Genomic DNA, 17,305 nt, shown 5'->3' with positions numbered 1-17,305 from the left:
GCGGCTCATTTTTTACTTTATTTAGCAACAATTACCATAGCTGGACGAATTAATCGACCATTTAACGTATAACCTTTTTGAATGGTATTTACGATTTGACCTGATTGATGTTCAGGTGACTCAACCATACTAATCGCTTGATGTAAATCTGGATTTAATTGTGAATCTTGGGTGTTAATCACTTCAATACCAAATTTTTTCACGGTATCTAAAAATGATTTTAAGGTCAGCTCTAAGCCTTCAACCATTGCTTGATGCTGTGGATTATCCTTATCAGTTGATTCTAAAGCACGTTCTAGATTATCAATGACAGGTAATAATTCGTTCGAAAACTTTTCAAGCGCAAATTTACGGGCTTTATCAACATCTTGCTCAACACGTTTGCGCACATTGTCGATCTCGGCACGAGCACGAATCATGGCTTCGCTTTCATTCTTTTTAGCGATTTGTAATTCTTGTTCAAGCTCGGCAATTCGTGCATCTTTCGCTTTTAATTGCTCATCAACATTAGGTTGAGCTTGTGTAGCTTGCTCGGTTGATGATTCGGTTGCGGTATCAATGTTAGATTCATTTTCTGACATATTCTTATCTTGCTCTGTCATACGGTACTCCAAATGTAGTCGAAAACTTAGTTAATAACGGTTATTATGGGGACAAATTTTATTATTACAAGCTTAACAATAAGTTGATAGATATTTTTTTGGCTGTTATAAAAAAATACAGCGATTTATATCTAACAATAACAAGGATATTCTATGCGTGCACCATTTAAATGCATTGGCTTAATTGGCATTCCAAGAAAACTTGAGGCAATCGAAACACATAGCGTACTCTATGATTGGCTGGTTAAATTGGGAATTGAGGTTTTAGTTGAAGACCGATTAGCGGAATATATTAAATTCCCGAACAACATTTATGCTTCACTAGATAAAATCGGTGAACAAGCAGATTTGGCTATCGTGGTAGGTGGCGATGGTAATATGTTGCGCTCAGCACGTTGCTTATCACACTATAAAATTAAGGTAATTGGCGTCAATCGTGGCAATCTGGGTTTTTTAACCGATATTTCACATGAAAAAGTGATCGAGCAGTTAAGCCCAGTGATTGCAGGTGAATATGATGATGATCCTCGCTTTTTAGTCGAAGTCTCTATTTATGATAATGGCAAATTAATCAACTCGGGTTTTGCCGTTAATGAAATTGTCGTTACACCTAATACGGTTGCGCATATGATTGATTATGATGTTTACATCAATGAACGTAATGCCTTTTCACAGCGGGCTGATGGCTTAATTATTGCCACACCAACTGGCTCAACAGCCTATTCTTTATCTGCGGGCGGACCTATTTTAGCCCCACATTTAGATGCTTTAATTATTACACCTATGTTTCCGCATTCATTAGCAGTTAGGCCATTAGTTATTAAAAGTGACAAACCTATTCATCTTAAATTTCCAACCACCGCACTCGATCTAAATATCGCCTGTGACAGTCAAATAATTTTACCGGTGAAACCAAGTCAGGATGTGATTATTCGCCGTTCAGAGTATGAATTTAACCTGATTCACTCTAAAGACTATGATTACTTTAATAATCTTTCAACTAAACTTGGCTGGTCACAAAAAATGTATTAGCCAATTTAAATGGCTCTTTTTTAGCTATCATCGTTATGAAAGACAACTCGCTTGTTAAGATAAAAACAAGCGAGAATAAGAGAAAGCAAAACAATATTGTTTTTAAATCAGCAGTTAATCAGATAAGTGAATAGATAAACAGTAATAGAAGAAAAAATAGCGGCGATAACATCATCGACCATAATCCCAAATCCACCTGGTACACGCTTATCAAACCAACGAATAGGCCACGGTTTTGCCATATCGAATATTCTAAATGCAACAAAAGCAATCATGACCCAGAGAATAGAAACTTGTGGAATAAAAAATAAAGTTATCCACATGCCGACAAATTCATCCCAAACGATATGTCCCGAATCATGAGTATGCGTATCATCAGATGTTTTTTGACATAAAAAACAACCAAATATAAAGGCAACAACCATCAATACCCAGTATAAAATGGGTTGCAAGCCATTAAATAATAACCAACACGGAATTGCCATTAATGAGCCCATGGTTCCTGGCATAATAGGCGATAAACCACTGCCTAGCCCAACCGCTAAAAAATGGATTGGATTGGTAAGTTTTAGGTATTTTTTAAAATCTTTATTGCGATCTTGTTTAGTCATTATGTCGTGATTCTTATTGATAAAATTTTGCCGACTAAAGTCGGCAAATTATAAAAAGCTAATGCCTTATAAGCATTAAGTCCAGATAGGTATATTATTCGTCTTTAGTTAAGGTTGCAACCATGACAGCTTTAATGGTGTGTAGTCGATTTTCGGCTTCATCAAAAACAATACTATGCTCGGATTCAAAGACTTCATCAGTCACTTCTAAGCCATTTTTCAAACCATATTGGGCAGCCATCTGTTTTCCTACAGTCGTATTCATATCATGAAAAGCTGGTAGGCAATGCATAAATTTAACTTTAGGGTTGCCGGTTAATTTGATCACATTTTGGTTGACTTGGTATGGAGTTAATAATTTTACTCGCTCATCCCATACTTCTTTCGGTTCACCCATTGATACCCAAACATCGGTATAGAGGAAATCAACATCTTTTACACCTTCGGCAACATCTTCTGTTAAGATAATTTTAGCACCAGTGGTTTTGGCTATCGCTTGGCATTTTTGCACCAGTTCAGCTTCAGGTTGGCAAGCTTTCGGCGCAACTAAGCGAATTTCCATTCCCATTAATGCCGCGCCTTCCATTAATGAGTTGCCCATATTATTACGAGCATCTCCCAAGTAAGCAAATTTAACACTATTTAAAGCTCGCTTTCCAATATGCTCTTGCATGGTCATAAAGTCAGCAAGGATTTGGGTCGGATGCGCTTCGGTAGTTAAACCATTCCAAACTGGCACACCAGCATATTTTGCTAAGGTTTCAACAATATCTTGCCCATAACCTCGATATTCAATACCGTCATACATTCGACCAAGCACTCGTGCAGTATCAGCAATCGACTCTTTATGACCAATTTGGCTACCGCTTGGCCCCAAATAAGTCACTTGCGCACCTTGATCGTAAGCACCAACTTCAAATGCACAGCGGGTACGAGTAGAGTCTTTTTCAAAAATTAAAGCGATATTTTTACCTGATAAATGTTTTTTTTCCGCTCCTTGGTGCTTCGCCTGTTTTAATTCAATAGCAAGATTAATTAATTGATTAATTTCTGCTGGTGTGAAATCGAGTAATCTTAAGAAATGGCGCTGATAAAACCCGTGCATGCAATACCCCTTTAGTTATCATGATTCAAATAATTTTATTTGAATAATTATTCACTTTCAAGCCAATTTTTCAAAAATCAATAACAAACCCCAAAACCCAACTAAAATCTCAAAAATTAGACATTATTATTTAGTTATTTTTAATAATAATACTTTTTTTATTTAAAATATTGTAATAAACTAGCCAAGTGCTGTATATAGAAAGATAAGCAAGATTGAATTTTTATTCAATTTAAATATATTTTTATTCAAAAGGTCTTTTTAATTATGCAAACTTATGCCCTCCTTATGTTACAAGATGGTTCAACATTTATTGGTAAATCAATCGGCGCTGACGGACAAACAGTTGGCGAAGTCGTTTTTAATACATCAATGACTGGCTATCAAGAAATCCTAACTGATCCCTCTTATTGCGAGCAAATCGTTACCTTAACTTATCCACACATTGGTAATGTCGGCACGAATGATGCCGATGCCGAATCTAATCAAGTTTATGCTAAAGGTTTAATCATTCGTGATTTGCCCCTAATAACTAGCAATTACCGTAGTAAGCTTGATCTTTCAAGCTATTTAAAAAAGCATAATGTCATTGCTATTGCAGATATCGACACCCGTCGTTTAACTCGAATCTTGCGTGAAAAAGGTGCACAACATGGCGTAATCATAACAGCAACAAATAAACAAACCTTATTGGATAATGCTCAAGCAGCCAAGCAACAAGCAATAAATTTTAAAGGATTATCAGGGTTAGATTTAGCGAAAGAGGTGACCTGCGCTAAAAGCTATACATGGACACAAAGTGTATGGACAAGCGAGAATGAAAATCCTATGCCGAAAGCAGAGAACACACTACCTTTGCATGTTATTGCTTATGATTTTGGCGTAAAACGAAATATTTTACGTATGTTAGTTGAGCGTGGATGTAAATTAACAGTGGTACCCGCTAAAACACCCGCGGCTGAAGTATTAGCACTAAACCCAGATGGCATATTCCTATCAAATGGTCCTGGTGATCCCGCCCCCTGTACTTATGCTATAGATGCAATTAAGGCATTTTTAACCACCGATATTCCTATCTTTGGTATCTGCTTAGGCCATCAACTGTTAGCACTGGCGTGTGGTGCTAAAACCGTCAAAATGAAATTTGGGCATCATGGCGGTAATCATCCTGTCAAAGATTTAGAAAATAATCGCGTCATGATCACTGCGCAAAATCATGGTTTTGCTGTCGATGAAGCCAGTTTGCCAAGCAATTTACGCGCCACACATAAATCTTTATTTGATGATTCATTACAAGGTATTCATCACAATCAAAAACCGGCTTTTAGCTTTCAAGGCCATCCTGAAGCAAGCCCAGGCCCCCATGATGCCGCCCCACTTTTTGATCACTTTATTGAATTAATAAAAATTTATAAGCAGGAGCAATAATATGGCTAAGCGAACAGATATCAAATCGATTTTAATCATTGGCGCTGGCCCAATTGTTATTGGTCAAGCATGTGAATTTGATTATTCAGGCGCCCAAGCCTGCAAAGCCCTGCGTGAAGAAGGTTACCGCGTTATTTTAGTCAATTCCAATCCGGCAACCATTATGACAGATCCAGAGATGGCTGATGCCACCTATATAGAACCTATTCACTGGTCAACTGTTGCCAAAATCATCGAACAAGAAAGACCTGACGCTATTTTACCAACTATGGGCGGGCAAACGGCACTAAATTGCGCTTTAGCGCTTGAAAAGCAAGGTATTTTAAAACAATTTAATGTTGAAATGATCGGTGCCACCGCTGATGCTATCGATAAAGCAGAAGATCGTAAGCGCTTTGACCAAGCGATGAAAAAAATTGGACTTGATACAGCACGTTCAGGTATTGCGCACTCATTAAAAGAGGCTTATGCCGTACTTGAACAAGTTGGCTTTCCTTGCATTATTCGTCCTTCATTTACGATGGGTGGAACTGGCGGTGGTATTGCCTATAACACCGAAGAGTTTGAAGAGATTTGCGTTCGAGGATTGGATCTTTCTCCCACCAATGAACTATTGATTGATGAATCTTTGATAGGTTGGAAAGAGTATGAAATGGAAGTTGTTCGAGACAAAAATGATAACTGTATTATTGTTTGTTCGATCGAAAATTTTGATCCAATGGGCATCCATACGGGTGATTCTATTACCGTTGCTCCGGCTCAAACCTTGACCGATAAAGAATACCAAATCATGCGTAATGCGTCGATTGCGGTACTGCGTGAAATCGGTGTCGAAACCGGCGGTTCCAATGTACAATTTTCGGTCGATCCTAAAACAGGGCGACTCATTGTTATCGAAATGAACCCACGAGTATCACGCTCATCTGCACTAGCATCAAAAGCAACTGGCTTTCCTATTGCCAAAATCGCCGCTAAGTTAGCGGTTGGTTATACGCTTGATGAACTTTCCAATGACATTACTGGCGGTAAAACACCTGCATCATTTGAGCCGTCTATCGATTATGTTGTGACAAAAATACCTCGCTTTAACTTCGAAAAATTTGCCGGATGTAATGACCGCTTAACTACCCAAATGAAATCAGTGGGCGAAGTGATGGCTATTGGTCGAACTTTTCAAGAATCATTACAAAAGGCACTACGAGGACTTGAAGTCGGTGCGTGTGGTTTTGATCCGAAAATTGAAAATTATGATGATGAAAAAAATCTCAGCAAAATACGGTATGAACTGCAAGAAGCGGGGGCTGAACGTATTTGGTATATCGCAGATGCTTTTCGAGCAGGCTTTAGTTTAGATGAAATCTTCACACTAACAAATATCGATCGCTGGTTTTTAGTGCAGATTGAAGAACTTATTCGCCTTGAAAACCAACTAAAATCACAATCATTAGCTAGCCTTAATTCAGAATCATTATGGCAACTTAAGCGTAAAGGTTTTTCAGATTTACGTATTGCTAACCTGTTGAATGTTAAAGAACAAGACGTTCGTGATCGACGAAACCAATACGATATTCATCCGGTTTATAAACGCGTTGATACTTGTGCCGCTGAGTTTGCAACCGACACCGCCTATCTTTACTCAACTTATGAGCAAGAGTGCGAAGCTAAGCCGCAATTTAGTCGTCCTAAAATCATGATATTAGGTGGTGGACCGAATCGAATTGGGCAAGGAATTGAGTTTGATTACTGTTGCGTGCATGCAGCGCTGGCGCTACGTGAAGATGGCTATGAAACCATTATGGTGAATTGCAATCCCGAAACGGTATCAACCGATTATGATACTTCAGATCGACTCTATTTTGAGCCTGTCACGCTTGAAGATGTATTAGAAATTGCTTATGTAGAAAAACCAAATGGGGTTATTGTGCAGTATGGCGGACAGACACCTTTAAAATTGGCTCGTGCGCTTGAAGCGGCTGGCATACCGATTATTGGTACCTCACCTGATTCGATCGATAAAGCGGAAGACCGAAAACGCTTTCAAGCTATTGTTGAAAAATTAAAATTAAAACAGCCCGTTAATGCTACTGTTACCGATATTGAAGATGCGGTGATTAAGGCCGAACAGATTGGTTATCCCTTAGTGGTTCGGCCATCTTATGTTTTAGGTGGACGAGCAATGGAAATTGTCTATAACGAACAAGACCTACGGCGTTATTTTAAAACTGCGGTCAGTGAATCGAATAATGCACCGGTATTACTTGATCACTTCCTAGATGATGCCATTGAAGTTGATATTGATGTGATTGCCGACGGTGAACAAATTGTCATTGGTGGCATTATGGAACATATTGAACAAGCCGGCATTCACTCGGGGGATTCTGCTTGTTCATTACCAACGTATACTCTCAGTCCAGAAATTTTAGATAAATTACGCAAGCAAGCCAAACAATTAGCACAGGAACTTCATGTTAAAGGTTTGATGAACGGTCAATTTGCGATTAAAAATAATGATGTGTATCTGATCGAAATCAATCCTCGAGCCGCACGTACAGTACCATTTGTATCGAAAGCGACTGGTTTGCCCTTAGCAAAAATTGCAGCTAGAGTAATGACAGGACAATCACTTGCTGAACAACATATTACGAAAGAAATCATCCCGTCTTATTACTCAGTTAAAGAGGTGGTATTACCGTTTAATAAATTTAGCGGCGTTGACCCCATTTTAGGACCTGAAATGCGATCCACTGGTGAAGTAATGGGAATTGGTAAAACCTTTGCCGAAGCCTTTGCTAAAGCACAGTTGGGTAGTTTATCGAATATGAAAAAATCGGGGAAAGCGCTCTTATCAGTTCGTGATCAAGATAAAACTCGCCTACTCCAAGTGGCTAAGCGACTTGTTGCGCATGGCTTTACAATTGATGCCACCATCGGCACAGCTAAAATATTGCAACAAGCCGGTATTGCTTGTCAAATCGTTAAAAAAGAGAACGAAGGTCGACCCAATATTCATGACCACATTAAAAATGGTGAATATAGTTATATTCTTAATACCACTTCGGGACGCGCAGCCATTGAAGCATCAAAAATCCTGCGTCGAAGTGCAATACAATATAAAGTACACTACGATACAACGATGAATGCAGCCTATGCCACCACCGCTGCACTCGATTGCGATCCGGCAAAAACCGTTATACCATTACAAGCACTGTACCAATAAGTTTTGGGCAAAATCAGCCTGTAAAATGATAGGGGGAGTAATATGCGATTACTGCGTTATGGTTTGAAAGGAAATGAGAAACCAGCCATCTTAGATGATAAAGATCAACTGCGCGATCTCAGTGCGGTAATTGCCGATATTGATGCACAAACATTAGCCGATAATGTGCTAACAAAAATTAGCCAAATGGATATTGATACGCTACCAATAGTTAATCGTCCTGAGCGTATTGCCCCTTGTGTTGGTAAAGTCGGTAAATTTATCTGTATTGGTTTGAACTATATCGATCATGCAAAAGAAACTGGCGCGCCAATTCCTAACGAACCAGTTATTTTCAATAAATGGACCAGTGCCATTAGTGGTGCTAATGATAATATTGTATTACCCCGAGGCTCAACCCATACCGATTGGGAAGTAGAGCTAGGTATTGTCATAGGCAAAGAAGGCAAATATATTCAAGAGCAAGAGGCATTAACTTATATTGCTGGTTATTGCGTGGTGAATGATGTTTCTGAACGTGATTATCAAAAAAATCGTGGTGGAACTTGGGACAAAGGTAAAGGTTGCGATAGTTTTGGTCCCATTGGCCCTTGGCTAGTCACCGCTGATGAAATTAGTGACCCACAAAATCTTGAATTATGGTTAGAAGTCGATGGCAAACGCTATCAACACAGTCATACCAGTAATATGATTTTTAATGTTAAACAGATCATAAGTTATGTCAGCCAATTTATGAGTTTACAAGCGGGTGATATTATCGCAACCGGTACACCCGCTGGCGTTGGTCTTGGTATTAAACCTAAACCAATCTTTTTGAAAGCGGGACAAAAGGTTCGTTTAGGCATTGCCCAATTAGGTATTCAAGAGCATTTAATTGTCAGTGAATAATTGTGTTTATTGCAATAACGAGCTTAATACCAAATAAAAAACATTAAAGCTTTGATGTTTTTAATGCCTCCCTAACTTGCATTAAAACTTCACCCAATAAGTTTTGACCTCGCCATTTAGTCATATTAAAGCGCATCTCATCATCCATACTTAAACCTATTCCCCAAATTTTATCGTACGGACTTGCCTCTGCTAAGACTTTACCTTTGGTCGATAATAAATAGGTTTTGAGCTCAGCATTTTGCGAAAACTTAGCTAAATTCCCTTTAAAAACTATCTCTTTTTTATGAATATTCCAAATATTATCATCAAAATTAGTTACCTTTTTACCCAAATTTTTCTGCATTTTGGCAGAAGACGTCGCTAAAATAGCATTAGCACAATCCAAATCTTGAAATAACATTGCCTTGGCATACATCATCCATTGTTCGGTACTGGTAAACTCAATATCATCAATAACAAAACGACAAGGATACCATTGTGACAAGTAATGATCTGGGCTAAAAAAGAAAATCATTTTCTTTTTTCCTACTGGTTTCATGTATTAACATCACTTTTTAAAAATAAGTTTATCGTCAAATTAACCAATAAAACCACACCATAATAATGCGTTTTATTGGCTAATTATTGATGATCGATAATTACGTTAACAATTAACTTTTTGTACTATTTATTAGCCGCAGCCATGGCTAAGATATCAGCCTCTGTCAATTTATGGGTAGGATTAGCAAACGCATAACAAGTTGGTTTTTTGTCAATAAATACTTCAGTAGTAAATTGTAGATCGTTAATATCTTCAAAAATCCACGTCGCAAGATAATAGTGTTGTGTATCTTTCATATGATAATAAAGGTGAGTACCACATACTTGACAAAATGCTCTTTCTGCCCATTGAGATGAATTATAAACACTAATGTTTTCTTGCCCTTCAACCACAAATTGCCCATCATACATTAATGTCATAAATGGCCCCGCCCCCCATTTAAGGCAAGTATGACAATGACAAGCACTAAATTGGGTATTTTTAAAAGGTACCGTTAATTTAACCTTTCCACATAAACATGATCCATGATATTGATTAGACATAAATATTCCTTATTTTAAATGGCTAAAAATGTTTAAAATTTAGGTTAATATAGTAAAGTTTTGTCGATATAACAAGCAAGAGCCCAACGAACATCGTTGAGCTCATTAAACAATGGGCATATAGTTTTAATAATAAAACCTAATCCTGCTTAGTGATCGGTTTTCTTAAAAAGATACCATAAGAAATAGCACCTAAAATAAGTAAGCATGCCCCTAAGATAAATACATAGCCAAAACTACCTGTAATATCGAGAATAATACCCGTTACAATGGGTGCCATTGCCGCACCTAAAAAGCCACCAAAATTTTGAATTGCGCCAAGAGAGCCAACTTGATGACTAGGAGCAACGTCAGCAGCTAATGTCCAAATAACACCAGAAGGTAATTGAGAAGCAAAATAACCTACTGATAATAAGATAATACTTAATGTGGTATTATCAATAAAAGCAATAGGAGCAACAGAAGCTGCAGCAATGATCGCTCCACCAACAATAGGAATTTTTCTAGCATTAATTGGTTTAAAGCCATGTCGAATAGCATAATCAGAAATGATCCCCCCCAATAAAACACCAATAATGCCACAGAAAAACGGAATTGAAGCGATCCATCCCATTTGTTTTATAGTAAAACCTTGTTCTTTTTCTAAATAGCTCGGTAACCAAGTTAAGTAAACCCAAATGGTAAACATGATGCCAAAATTACCCAGAATCATAAACCAAGTCATTTTTTGTTTTAACAAATCCCCCCAAGACGATTGAACTTGTTTAGTTTCAGGCTGTTCTGGATTATTTTCACCTTTAATAATGCTCATTTCTTGCGGTGTTGGATTACGATAAATTTTTAACCAAACTAGCATAACCAGTAAACCGAATACGCCAATAATGACAAACATACCACGCCAACTCATAGTTAACATTAAAATGGTTAATAAGGGCGGAGCTATCGCATTCGCTATTTGCGAACCAGTATTAATAATAGAAACCGGTACCCCTCGCTCCTCTTTTGAAAACCATGTTTGTGTTGTTTTCAATCCCGAGGTAAAAAATGGCGATTCAACCACACCTAATACCACTCGCATTGCATAAAACATAGAATAGCTATTGAGAAAACCACAAATAATAGTTACGATAGACCATAAACCAGACGCCCAAGCAAACATTTTTTTAGGGCCAAATTTATCAACTAACCATCCTGCAGGTAAATTGGCTATAGCATAAGGCCAAAGGAATGCTGATAATAGAAAACCCATCTGAGTTTGAGACAAACCAAACTCTTGTGCTATGGTTGTGTTGGCAATACTTAAATTCGATCTATCTAAATAATTAACGATAGCCCCAATTACAAGTAAAATAATGAATCCCCATCTTAATTTTGGTTTTGTTGTTTGTTGTATTGTCATATCTGCACCTTTTTTTAGACAAAACGATCCCACAGACATATAAAAATATGCCTTTACTTAACAAATATCGGTATTATTTATTCTTGGCGTTATTTACTGCCGCAATAAAGTTTTGAGCAGCTTTAGTTACTTTGCTATAGTCATTATCTTGTGCCGCCGCTTTTGTAATATAACTTGCAACACCAACACATACTGCACCAGCAGAAAACCATTCATGAACATTTTCTGGGGTAACACCTCCCGTTGGTGATATTGGTGCATGCGATAGCGGTGCCAATACTGATTTTACATAACTAGGATTAACAAACTCGGCAGGGAATAACTTGACTATATCGGCACCTGCTTCTAAGGTATTTTGGATTTCCGTAGGGGTATAAGCACCACTCATTGTGACAACTTGATAACGATTAGCCACTTTAATCATCTCAGGATTCAAATTGGGACTGACCAGTAATTCAGCACCAGCTAAAATTGCAGCTCTGGCAGTTTCACCATCTAATACAGTTCCTGTACCAACTAAAATTCCTTTATTTCTATATTTATCCGACAAATATTTAACTACTTGTAATGCATTAGGAACAGCCATTGGAATTTCAATAACGTTAATACCACCTTCAATGGCCGCTTCAGCAACTTTAATTGATTCACTTTCCGTTGCTAATCTGACAATTAAGACTATGCCAGAATCTACAATTTTATTAAGATTGTCTAATTTACGATACATTTATTATCTCCAATAATCTTGGTTAACCATTTACTTGATATAATTTATTTCCAGTAAATCCTAATTTTCTTGAAATTTGTACTGCAGTTTCTTTCACCAACTTAGCAATCATTTGCTCTTTATCTTTCGTCATACCGCTATACAAACTCGCTACACTAAATGAAGCCACTGGTTGATTTTCATAATTATAAATAGCAGAGCTTATACAATACATTTCTAAGTTATCTTCCCTGTCATCAATTGCATATCCTCGCTCTCGGGTTTTATATGCGTCATGCAACACCTCTTGTTGGTTGGTATGTGATAATGGTGTTTTACTTGGGTAAGGCTCTGGTCCTAAAATCTCAATAATTTTTTGATCCGAAAAAGCATTTAACAGTGCTTTTCCCAAACCTGTAGTATGTAAATTACGTCGAGAGCCTAGTCTTGCTGTTGGCTTAATTGTTGAATGATTTTCAGCCTTATCAATATAGACAATTTTACCTTTATCTTGAACACCAAGAAATACCGTGCTACCTGTCTGGCGATTAAGTTCTTGTATAAATGGTCTTGCAGCATCAGCTATACCCATATTGATAATCACAGAGCTACCAATTTCAAACGCCAATAAACTTAATCCATACGTTTTTTGCTTTACATCTTTTATCTCAATAATGCCTTTATAAACTAGCGTTTGTACTAATTCAAAAGCACTACTTTTAGGCAATTGCATCATTTCGCAAATATTATTCAGCGTTAAAAATTTCTCACTACTGACAAATAATAAAAGTAAATCGATGGTTCGAGCAGCCGATTTATTTAGTTTTAATGGTATATCTTGTCGTTTCATAATTTCGCAAATGTGAACTGTGAAGTAAGTTAAATAATTAAACTTTAATTCTGTATTAACTATAGCATGTCATATTATTATTGCATTTCCATTTTATCTTATATTATTCAATTTATTAGTTAGTTCACAATAATGGTTCGCACTTATGAACGATGTTTCGCAGATACGAAAAGGAAATAAAATATGAACAAAAAATCTAACCCTAAAGCCATCTTCTTAATTGGTTCAGCTGGAGCAGGAAAATCAACTGTCGGTAAGTTTTTAGCAACAAAACTGCATTACTGTTATTTAGATAAAGATATTATTGCTAATCGATTTACCGGAGAACTGTTAATATCTCGGGGGTATCAACCAACCGCAAGAGATGAATGTGAATATTATAAAAAGCAAGTGATGGATATTGAATACAAAACGCTGTTGGATATTGCCAGTGAGAATTTAAAACTAAATAATTCAGTGATACTTGATGCACCTTTTTTAAGTTATTTTTCAGATAAAGATTACATTAGTAAAATAATACAACAGTTTAATTTTTCTAATGTTGATACTTATGTGTTAGAAGTTTTTGTACCAGCTGAAATATTAAAACAACGAATTTTAGATCGTAATAATCCTCGCGATATATGGAAGTTAGATAACTGGGACCAATTTATTGAAGGTATAAATCAAAAAAAATGTTTATGGCAAAACGTTACCTATATAAGGTTTGATAATAGTGCAACACAAATACCCGAATTTACTCTTTTAAAAAATTTTGAATAAAACTGACTTAGTCTTTTAATTTAAAAAGTATTCATTTTGTAAAAAAGTTTAAAGAAACCTATTCGTTTTAGTAAAAAAAGTGTCTATTTATAGATAATATGTTCAAAAATGGGGCAGTTGTGCCAAAAAGGTATTGCTTTATTATTTTAATACTATAATATAGCGACCTCTTTGACGCGGGGTGGAGCAGCTTGGTAGCTCGTCGGGCTCATAACCCGAAGGTCGTTGGTTCAAATCCAGCCCCCGCAACCAATTTTCTGTCTAATCTATCTTTTCTAAGCCGATTTTGGCACTGCTAATAACGTTGATACCGCTTCACTGATTCTTCTAGCGATATAACTATTGTTCATAGTATATAAATGAATACCATCAACATTTTGTGAAACTAAATCCACAATCTGATCGATAGCATAAGCAATACCAGCATCACGGAATGCATCAGGATGATGTTCATATTTCTCCATCATCTGTTTAAACTTCTTCGGTAGATTCACACCACACATTGAAACCATACGTTCAATTTGATTTTTGTTCGTTACCGGCATAATGCCTGCTTCAATCGGTACGTTAATCCCCATATCACGCGCTTTATCTAAAAACGCATAGAAATAGTCATTATCAAAAAAGAGCTGTGAGATTAACTGATCGGTACCTGCATTCACCTTCTCTTTTAAATGAATCAGATCTTGTTTAAGGGTAGCAGCTTCAAGATGTCCCTCTGGATAGCATGCGCCAATAATATTAAAATCCCCATTTTCTTTAATGAACGATACTAATTCGCTGGCAAAACGAAAATCATTTTTGGGTTGTACATTCGGGCTAATATCACCACGCAACGCTAAAACATTATCAATACCTGCACATTTTAGCTCATGTAAAATTTTACTCATCTCAGCTTTATCAAAATTAATACCCGGTAAATGGGCAACACTCTCAATACCATAAGTGTGTTTAACTGAATGTGCAATATCAATGGTGGTTTGACCATTTAAACTGCCGCCTGCTCCATAAGTAACACTGATAAAATCAGGCTTAAAATAGCCAAGTTCACGTAATGTGCTATAGATAGTCTCTAATGGCGATGTTTTTTTGGGTGGAAAAACTTCAAAAGAGAACACCGTTTTTTTATTAAAAAGTAAATTTGTTTTCATCTGTTTCATCCATTCGTGTGACAACGATTGTCCTTACTGACATTTCCGCCACCAAAAAAGGTGGCGGAATCTGAGGTATAACCAAGAGACCTTACTTGGCAAACAGAGTATTAATTAAGTGTTTTTCGAACTTCTAAGGTTGCTTGAACTAAATGCTCTAAGCTTTCAACCACTTCTTTTTCACCTCGAGTTTTTAAGCCACAATCTGGATTGATCCAAAGTTTTTGCTTGTCAATTTTTGCAAGTAATTTTTCAATGGTTGTTTTAATTTCAGCAACAGGCGGAACACGTGGTGAATGGATATCATAGACACCCGGCCCAACTTCTGTTTTAAAGTTATTAGCTTTAAGTACATCAATCAATTGTAGATTTGAGCGTGAAGCTTCAAACGAAATCACATCGGCATCCATTGCATCAATATCTTTAATAATATCTGCAAATTCGCTATAACACATATGGGTATGAATTTGTGTATCGGCTTGCACTTTGCTGTGTACTAATCTAAATGATGGAATTGCCCAATCAAGGTATTCACTGTTCCAATCCGCTTTACGTAATGGTAATTTTTCTTTAAGTGCGGCCTCATCAATTTGAATGATTTTAATACCAGCAGCTTCAAGATCTAATACTTCATCACCTATGGCTAACGCAATTTGGAATACTGATTCTTTTTGTGAAATATCTTCACGTGGGAATGACCAGTTAAGAATTGTCACAGGTCCTGTCAACATACCTTTAACAGGTTTATCAGTAAGACTTTGCGCATATTTTGAATATTCAACCGTAATCGGTTTAGAACGTGAAATATCACCCCAAACAATTGGTGGCTTAACACAACGAGTACCATAAGATTGAACCCATGCTTTTTCGGTAAAGACAAAGCCATTTAAGCTTTCACCAAAATACTCCACCATATCATTACGTTCAAATTCACCGTGAACTAATACATCAATACCAATTTTTTCTTGAAGCTTGATACATTCTGCAATTTTTTGCTTATTAAACTCAGTATATTCATTCAAACAAATTTCACCTTTTTTGAATTTTGCACGATTTACGCGCACATCGGGTGTTTGTGGGAAAGAACCAATAGTCGTAGTTGGCAATAGTGGTAAATTAAAGGCTTTCTTTTGTGCTGCCTCACGTACTGAAAATTCCGGTAAACGGGTAAAATCAGACGCTTTTAACGCAGCCACTTTTTCACGTACAGAATGATTTGCCCCTTCACGTTCACGGGTAAATAATGTTTGATTTGCTTTATAAGCTGCACTATTTTCAGGATTAGCTTCTTTAAATAATTGACCTAACTCTGCAAGTTCTTGTAGTTTTTCTTGAGCAAAAGCAAAGTAAGCACGTTGTTGAATGGTTAGTTTGGTTTCATTCTGCAACGTATAAGGTACATGTAATAATGAGCATGAAGTATTAATAACGATGTTAGCCGCTTTTTGTTTAATCTTACCAAGTAAAGCTAACGTTTTTTGATAATTATTTTTCCAGATGTTTTTACCATTAACAACACCTGCAAATAACACTTTATTCGCTGGAAAACCATTAGCTTCAAGTAATGCTAGTGATTGTTTTCCTTCAACAAAATCAAGACCAATACCATCGAACGGCAGAGCAACTAACTCTTTATAACAATCACGTACATCACCAAAATAGGTTTGTAGAACCACTTTAGTCGCACCTTTGACAGATAAGATTGCTTGATAAAGCTCGGTAAATAAAGCGATATCATCGTGATTAAGATCAGTGACTAAAATTGGCTCATCAATTTGAATCCACTCTGCACCTAATGCCGTAAATTTTTGAATAATATCTTGATAAGCTTTAATAATATCAGCTTTAAAGTCAGTGATTTTTTTATTACCTAAATATTGGGCCAATTTAAAAAAGGTTAATGGACCAACTAAAACGGGTTTAGTTTGAATACCGAGCGCTTTTGCTTCTTGATACTCATCAAATGGTTTGTTGCCAGCTAATTTAATTTGCACTGAATCTTCAATTTCAGGCACTAAATAATGATAATTGGTATTGAACCATTTTTTCATTGCTAAAGCTCGCACATCGCCTTTGTCACCTTGATAGCCACGCGCCATCGCAAAATAGCGATCAAGCTCAGGCAAACCTAAATCTTGATAACGTTTTGGAATCACATTAAGTAAACAAGCGGTATCTAAAACCGCATCATAAAATGAAAAGTCATTAGATGAGATATAAGCAATGTTTTGTGCACGTTGTTGTTTTAAGTGCTCTGCACGAAGCGCTTTTGCTTCGTTTAATAATTCAGCTTGGGTTTTATTACCTTTAAAATAAGCTTCAGTTGCAAACTTAAGTTCACGAAGTTTACCAACACGAGGATAACCAATAACAGCAGTATTCATTTTTTGTTTCCTTTTCATCTTAATCACATTTCTTTAGTGGTTAAAAAGATAACAAAAAAAATTGTTATTGAATAATTCTACTTTTTT

Annotated in this window: 15 protein-coding genes and 1 tRNA gene; 6 read left to right on the top strand and 10 right to left on the bottom strand. The window is 36.6% G+C overall.

Translation table 11 applies throughout. The features are described 5' to 3' along the window. Positions 1-17: 17 nt before the first annotated feature. The gene (grpE, locus tag J3U56_RS07120; protein WP_267334015.1) at positions 18-602 is read right to left on the bottom strand and encodes a nucleotide exchange factor GrpE; all 585 of its coding nucleotides are present in this window, start codon (positions 600-602) and stop codon (positions 18-20) included. A 153-nt stretch (positions 603-755) separates the two neighbouring features. Between grpE and nadK the strand changes: the two genes are divergently transcribed. Beyond that, positions 756-1,634, top strand: a complete 879-nt coding sequence (nadK, locus tag J3U56_RS07115; RefSeq protein ID WP_267344474.1) for an NAD(+) kinase — start codon at positions 756-758, stop codon at positions 1,632-1,634. Positions 1,635-1,741: 107 nt separating this feature from the next. On the opposite strand, the gene J3U56_RS07110 is transcribed toward nadK, so the two are convergent. Next, a complete protein-coding gene (locus J3U56_RS07110; protein WP_267334013.1) occupies positions 1,742-2,245 on the bottom strand; it encodes a phosphatidylglycerophosphatase A in 504 nt (167 codons plus the stop codon). Positions 2,246-2,339: 94 nt separating this feature from the next. Beyond that, entirely contained in the window at positions 2,340-3,350 is a 1,011-nt protein-coding gene (gene argF, locus J3U56_RS07105) for an ornithine carbamoyltransferase (protein ID WP_267367187.1), read from the bottom strand. A gap of 267 nt (positions 3,351-3,617) precedes the next feature. Between argF and carA the strand changes: the two genes are divergently transcribed. From carA to J3U56_RS07090, 3 genes are read left to right on the top strand one after another with little or no spacing between them, the layout of a single operon-like run. Further along, positions 3,618-4,778, top strand: a complete 1,161-nt coding sequence (gene carA, locus J3U56_RS07100) for a glutamine-hydrolyzing carbamoyl-phosphate synthase small subunit (RefSeq protein WP_267348601.1) — start codon at positions 3,618-3,620, stop codon at positions 4,776-4,778. A gap of 1 nt (position 4,779) precedes the next feature. Next, on the top strand, positions 4,780-7,995 hold the full coding sequence (carB, locus tag J3U56_RS07095; protein WP_267367185.1) for a carbamoyl-phosphate synthase large subunit: 3,216 nt from the start codon (positions 4,780-4,782) through the stop codon (positions 7,993-7,995). Between the two features lie 42 nt (positions 7,996-8,037). Then, positions 8,038-8,883, top strand: coding sequence for a fumarylacetoacetate hydrolase family protein (locus J3U56_RS07090; RefSeq protein WP_267367183.1), 846 nt, complete (start codon positions 8,038-8,040; stop codon positions 8,881-8,883). A gap of 43 nt (positions 8,884-8,926) precedes the next feature. Here the strand turns inward: J3U56_RS07090 and J3U56_RS07085 are convergent, their stop codons facing one another. The 5 genes from J3U56_RS07085 to J3U56_RS07065 all read right to left on the bottom strand — a co-directional run bounded on the left by J3U56_RS07085 (position 8,927) and on the right by J3U56_RS07065 (position 12,921). Next, a complete protein-coding gene (locus tag J3U56_RS07085) occupies positions 8,927-9,424 on the bottom strand; it encodes an NADAR family protein (protein WP_267334008.1) in 498 nt (165 codons plus the stop codon). A gap of 125 nt (positions 9,425-9,549) precedes the next feature. Further along, positions 9,550-9,969: a GFA family protein gene (locus J3U56_RS07080; protein ID WP_267367182.1), complete on the bottom strand. Its 420-nt coding sequence runs from the start codon at positions 9,967-9,969 to the stop codon at positions 9,550-9,552. A 139-nt stretch (positions 9,970-10,108) separates the two neighbouring features. Further along, positions 10,109-11,368 carry an MFS transporter gene (locus tag J3U56_RS07075; protein WP_267344485.1) on the bottom strand — a complete coding sequence of 420 codons (1,260 nt, stop codon included), beginning with the start codon at positions 11,366-11,368 and terminating at the stop codon, positions 10,109-10,111. Between the two features lie 73 nt (positions 11,369-11,441). Next, positions 11,442-12,092, bottom strand: coding sequence for a bifunctional 4-hydroxy-2-oxoglutarate aldolase/2-dehydro-3-deoxy-phosphogluconate aldolase (eda, locus tag J3U56_RS07070; protein WP_267344486.1), 651 nt, complete (start codon positions 12,090-12,092; stop codon positions 11,442-11,444). Positions 12,093-12,114: 22 nt separating this feature from the next. After that, positions 12,115-12,921 carry an IclR family transcriptional regulator gene (locus tag J3U56_RS07065; protein ID WP_267344488.1) on the bottom strand — a complete coding sequence of 269 codons (807 nt, stop codon included), beginning with the start codon at positions 12,919-12,921 and terminating at the stop codon, positions 12,115-12,117. A gap of 183 nt (positions 12,922-13,104) precedes the next feature. On the opposite strand from J3U56_RS07065, the gene J3U56_RS07060 reads away from it, so the two are divergent. Together J3U56_RS07060 and J3U56_RS07055 are read left to right on the top strand one after the other, a co-directional pair. After that, positions 13,105-13,683, top strand: a complete 579-nt coding sequence (locus tag J3U56_RS07060; RefSeq protein ID WP_267367181.1) for an AAA family ATPase — start codon at positions 13,105-13,107, stop codon at positions 13,681-13,683. A gap of 175 nt (positions 13,684-13,858) precedes the next feature. Beyond that, a tRNA-Met gene (locus tag J3U56_RS07055) sits at positions 13,859-13,935 on the top strand. Positions 13,936-13,958: 23 nt separating this feature from the next. Here the strand turns inward: J3U56_RS07055 and metF are convergent. Both metF and metE read right to left on the bottom strand, forming a co-directional pair. Further along, positions 13,959-14,834 (bottom strand): methylenetetrahydrofolate reductase [NAD(P)H], encoded by an 876-nt coding sequence (metF, locus tag J3U56_RS07050; protein WP_065633764.1) that lies wholly within the window; start codon positions 14,832-14,834, stop codon positions 13,959-13,961. 110 nt (positions 14,835-14,944) lie between these two features. After that, positions 14,945-17,218, bottom strand: coding sequence for a 5-methyltetrahydropteroyltriglutamate--homocysteine S-methyltransferase (gene metE, locus J3U56_RS07045; protein ID WP_267367179.1), 2,274 nt, complete (start codon positions 17,216-17,218; stop codon positions 14,945-14,947). Between the last annotated feature and the right edge of the window lie 87 nt (positions 17,219-17,305).

The organism is Gilliamella sp. B2824 (genome assembly GCF_026536245.1).
Lineage (GTDB): Bacteria > Pseudomonadota > Gammaproteobacteria > Enterobacterales > Orbaceae > Gilliamella.
The sequence above is the reverse complement of the archived record's forward strand: the minus strand, read 5'-3'. Positions and strand labels throughout refer to the sequence as shown.

What these genes read in the sequence shown, in the direction of transcription:
- J3U56_RS07060 (WP_267367181.1), top strand. Translation starts at nt 13,105, where the DNA reads ATGAACAAAAAATCTAACCCTAAAGCCATCTTCTTAATTGGTTCAGCT.
- J3U56_RS07085 (WP_267334008.1), bottom strand. Translation starts at nt 9,424, where the DNA reads ATGAAACCAGTAGGAAAAAAGAAAATGATTTTCTTTTTTAGCCCAGAT.
- argF (WP_267367187.1), bottom strand. Translation starts at nt 3,350, where the DNA reads ATGCACGGGTTTTATCAGCGCCATTTCTTAAGATTACTCGATTTCACA.
- metF (WP_065633764.1), bottom strand. Translation starts at nt 14,834, where the DNA reads ATGAAAACAAATTTACTTTTTAATAAAAAAACGGTGTTCTCTTTTGAA.
- eda (WP_267344486.1), bottom strand. Translation starts at nt 12,092, where the DNA reads ATGTATCGTAAATTAGACAATCTTAATAAAATTGTAGATTCTGGCATA.
- J3U56_RS07065 (WP_267344488.1), bottom strand. Translation starts at nt 12,921, where the DNA reads ATGAAACGACAAGATATACCATTAAAACTAAATAAATCGGCTGCTCGA.
- J3U56_RS07090 (WP_267367183.1), top strand. Translation starts at nt 8,038, where the DNA reads ATGCGATTACTGCGTTATGGTTTGAAAGGAAATGAGAAACCAGCCATC.
- J3U56_RS07080 (WP_267367182.1), bottom strand. Translation starts at nt 9,969, where the DNA reads ATGTCTAATCAATATCATGGATCATGTTTATGTGGAAAGGTTAAATTA.
- carB (WP_267367185.1), top strand. Translation starts at nt 4,780, where the DNA reads ATGGCTAAGCGAACAGATATCAAATCGATTTTAATCATTGGCGCTGGC.
- J3U56_RS07075 (WP_267344485.1), bottom strand. Translation starts at nt 11,368, where the DNA reads ATGACAATACAACAAACAACAAAACCAAAATTAAGATGGGGATTCATT.
- metE (WP_267367179.1), bottom strand. Translation starts at nt 17,218, where the DNA reads ATGAATACTGCTGTTATTGGTTATCCTCGTGTTGGTAAACTTCGTGAA.
- nadK (WP_267344474.1), top strand. Translation starts at nt 756, where the DNA reads ATGCGTGCACCATTTAAATGCATTGGCTTAATTGGCATTCCAAGAAAA.
- J3U56_RS07110 (WP_267334013.1), bottom strand. Translation starts at nt 2,245, where the DNA reads ATGACTAAACAAGATCGCAATAAAGATTTTAAAAAATACCTAAAACTT.
- carA (WP_267348601.1), top strand. Translation starts at nt 3,618, where the DNA reads ATGCAAACTTATGCCCTCCTTATGTTACAAGATGGTTCAACATTTATT.
- grpE (WP_267334015.1), bottom strand. Translation starts at nt 602, where the DNA reads ATGACAGAGCAAGATAAGAATATGTCAGAAAATGAATCTAACATTGAT.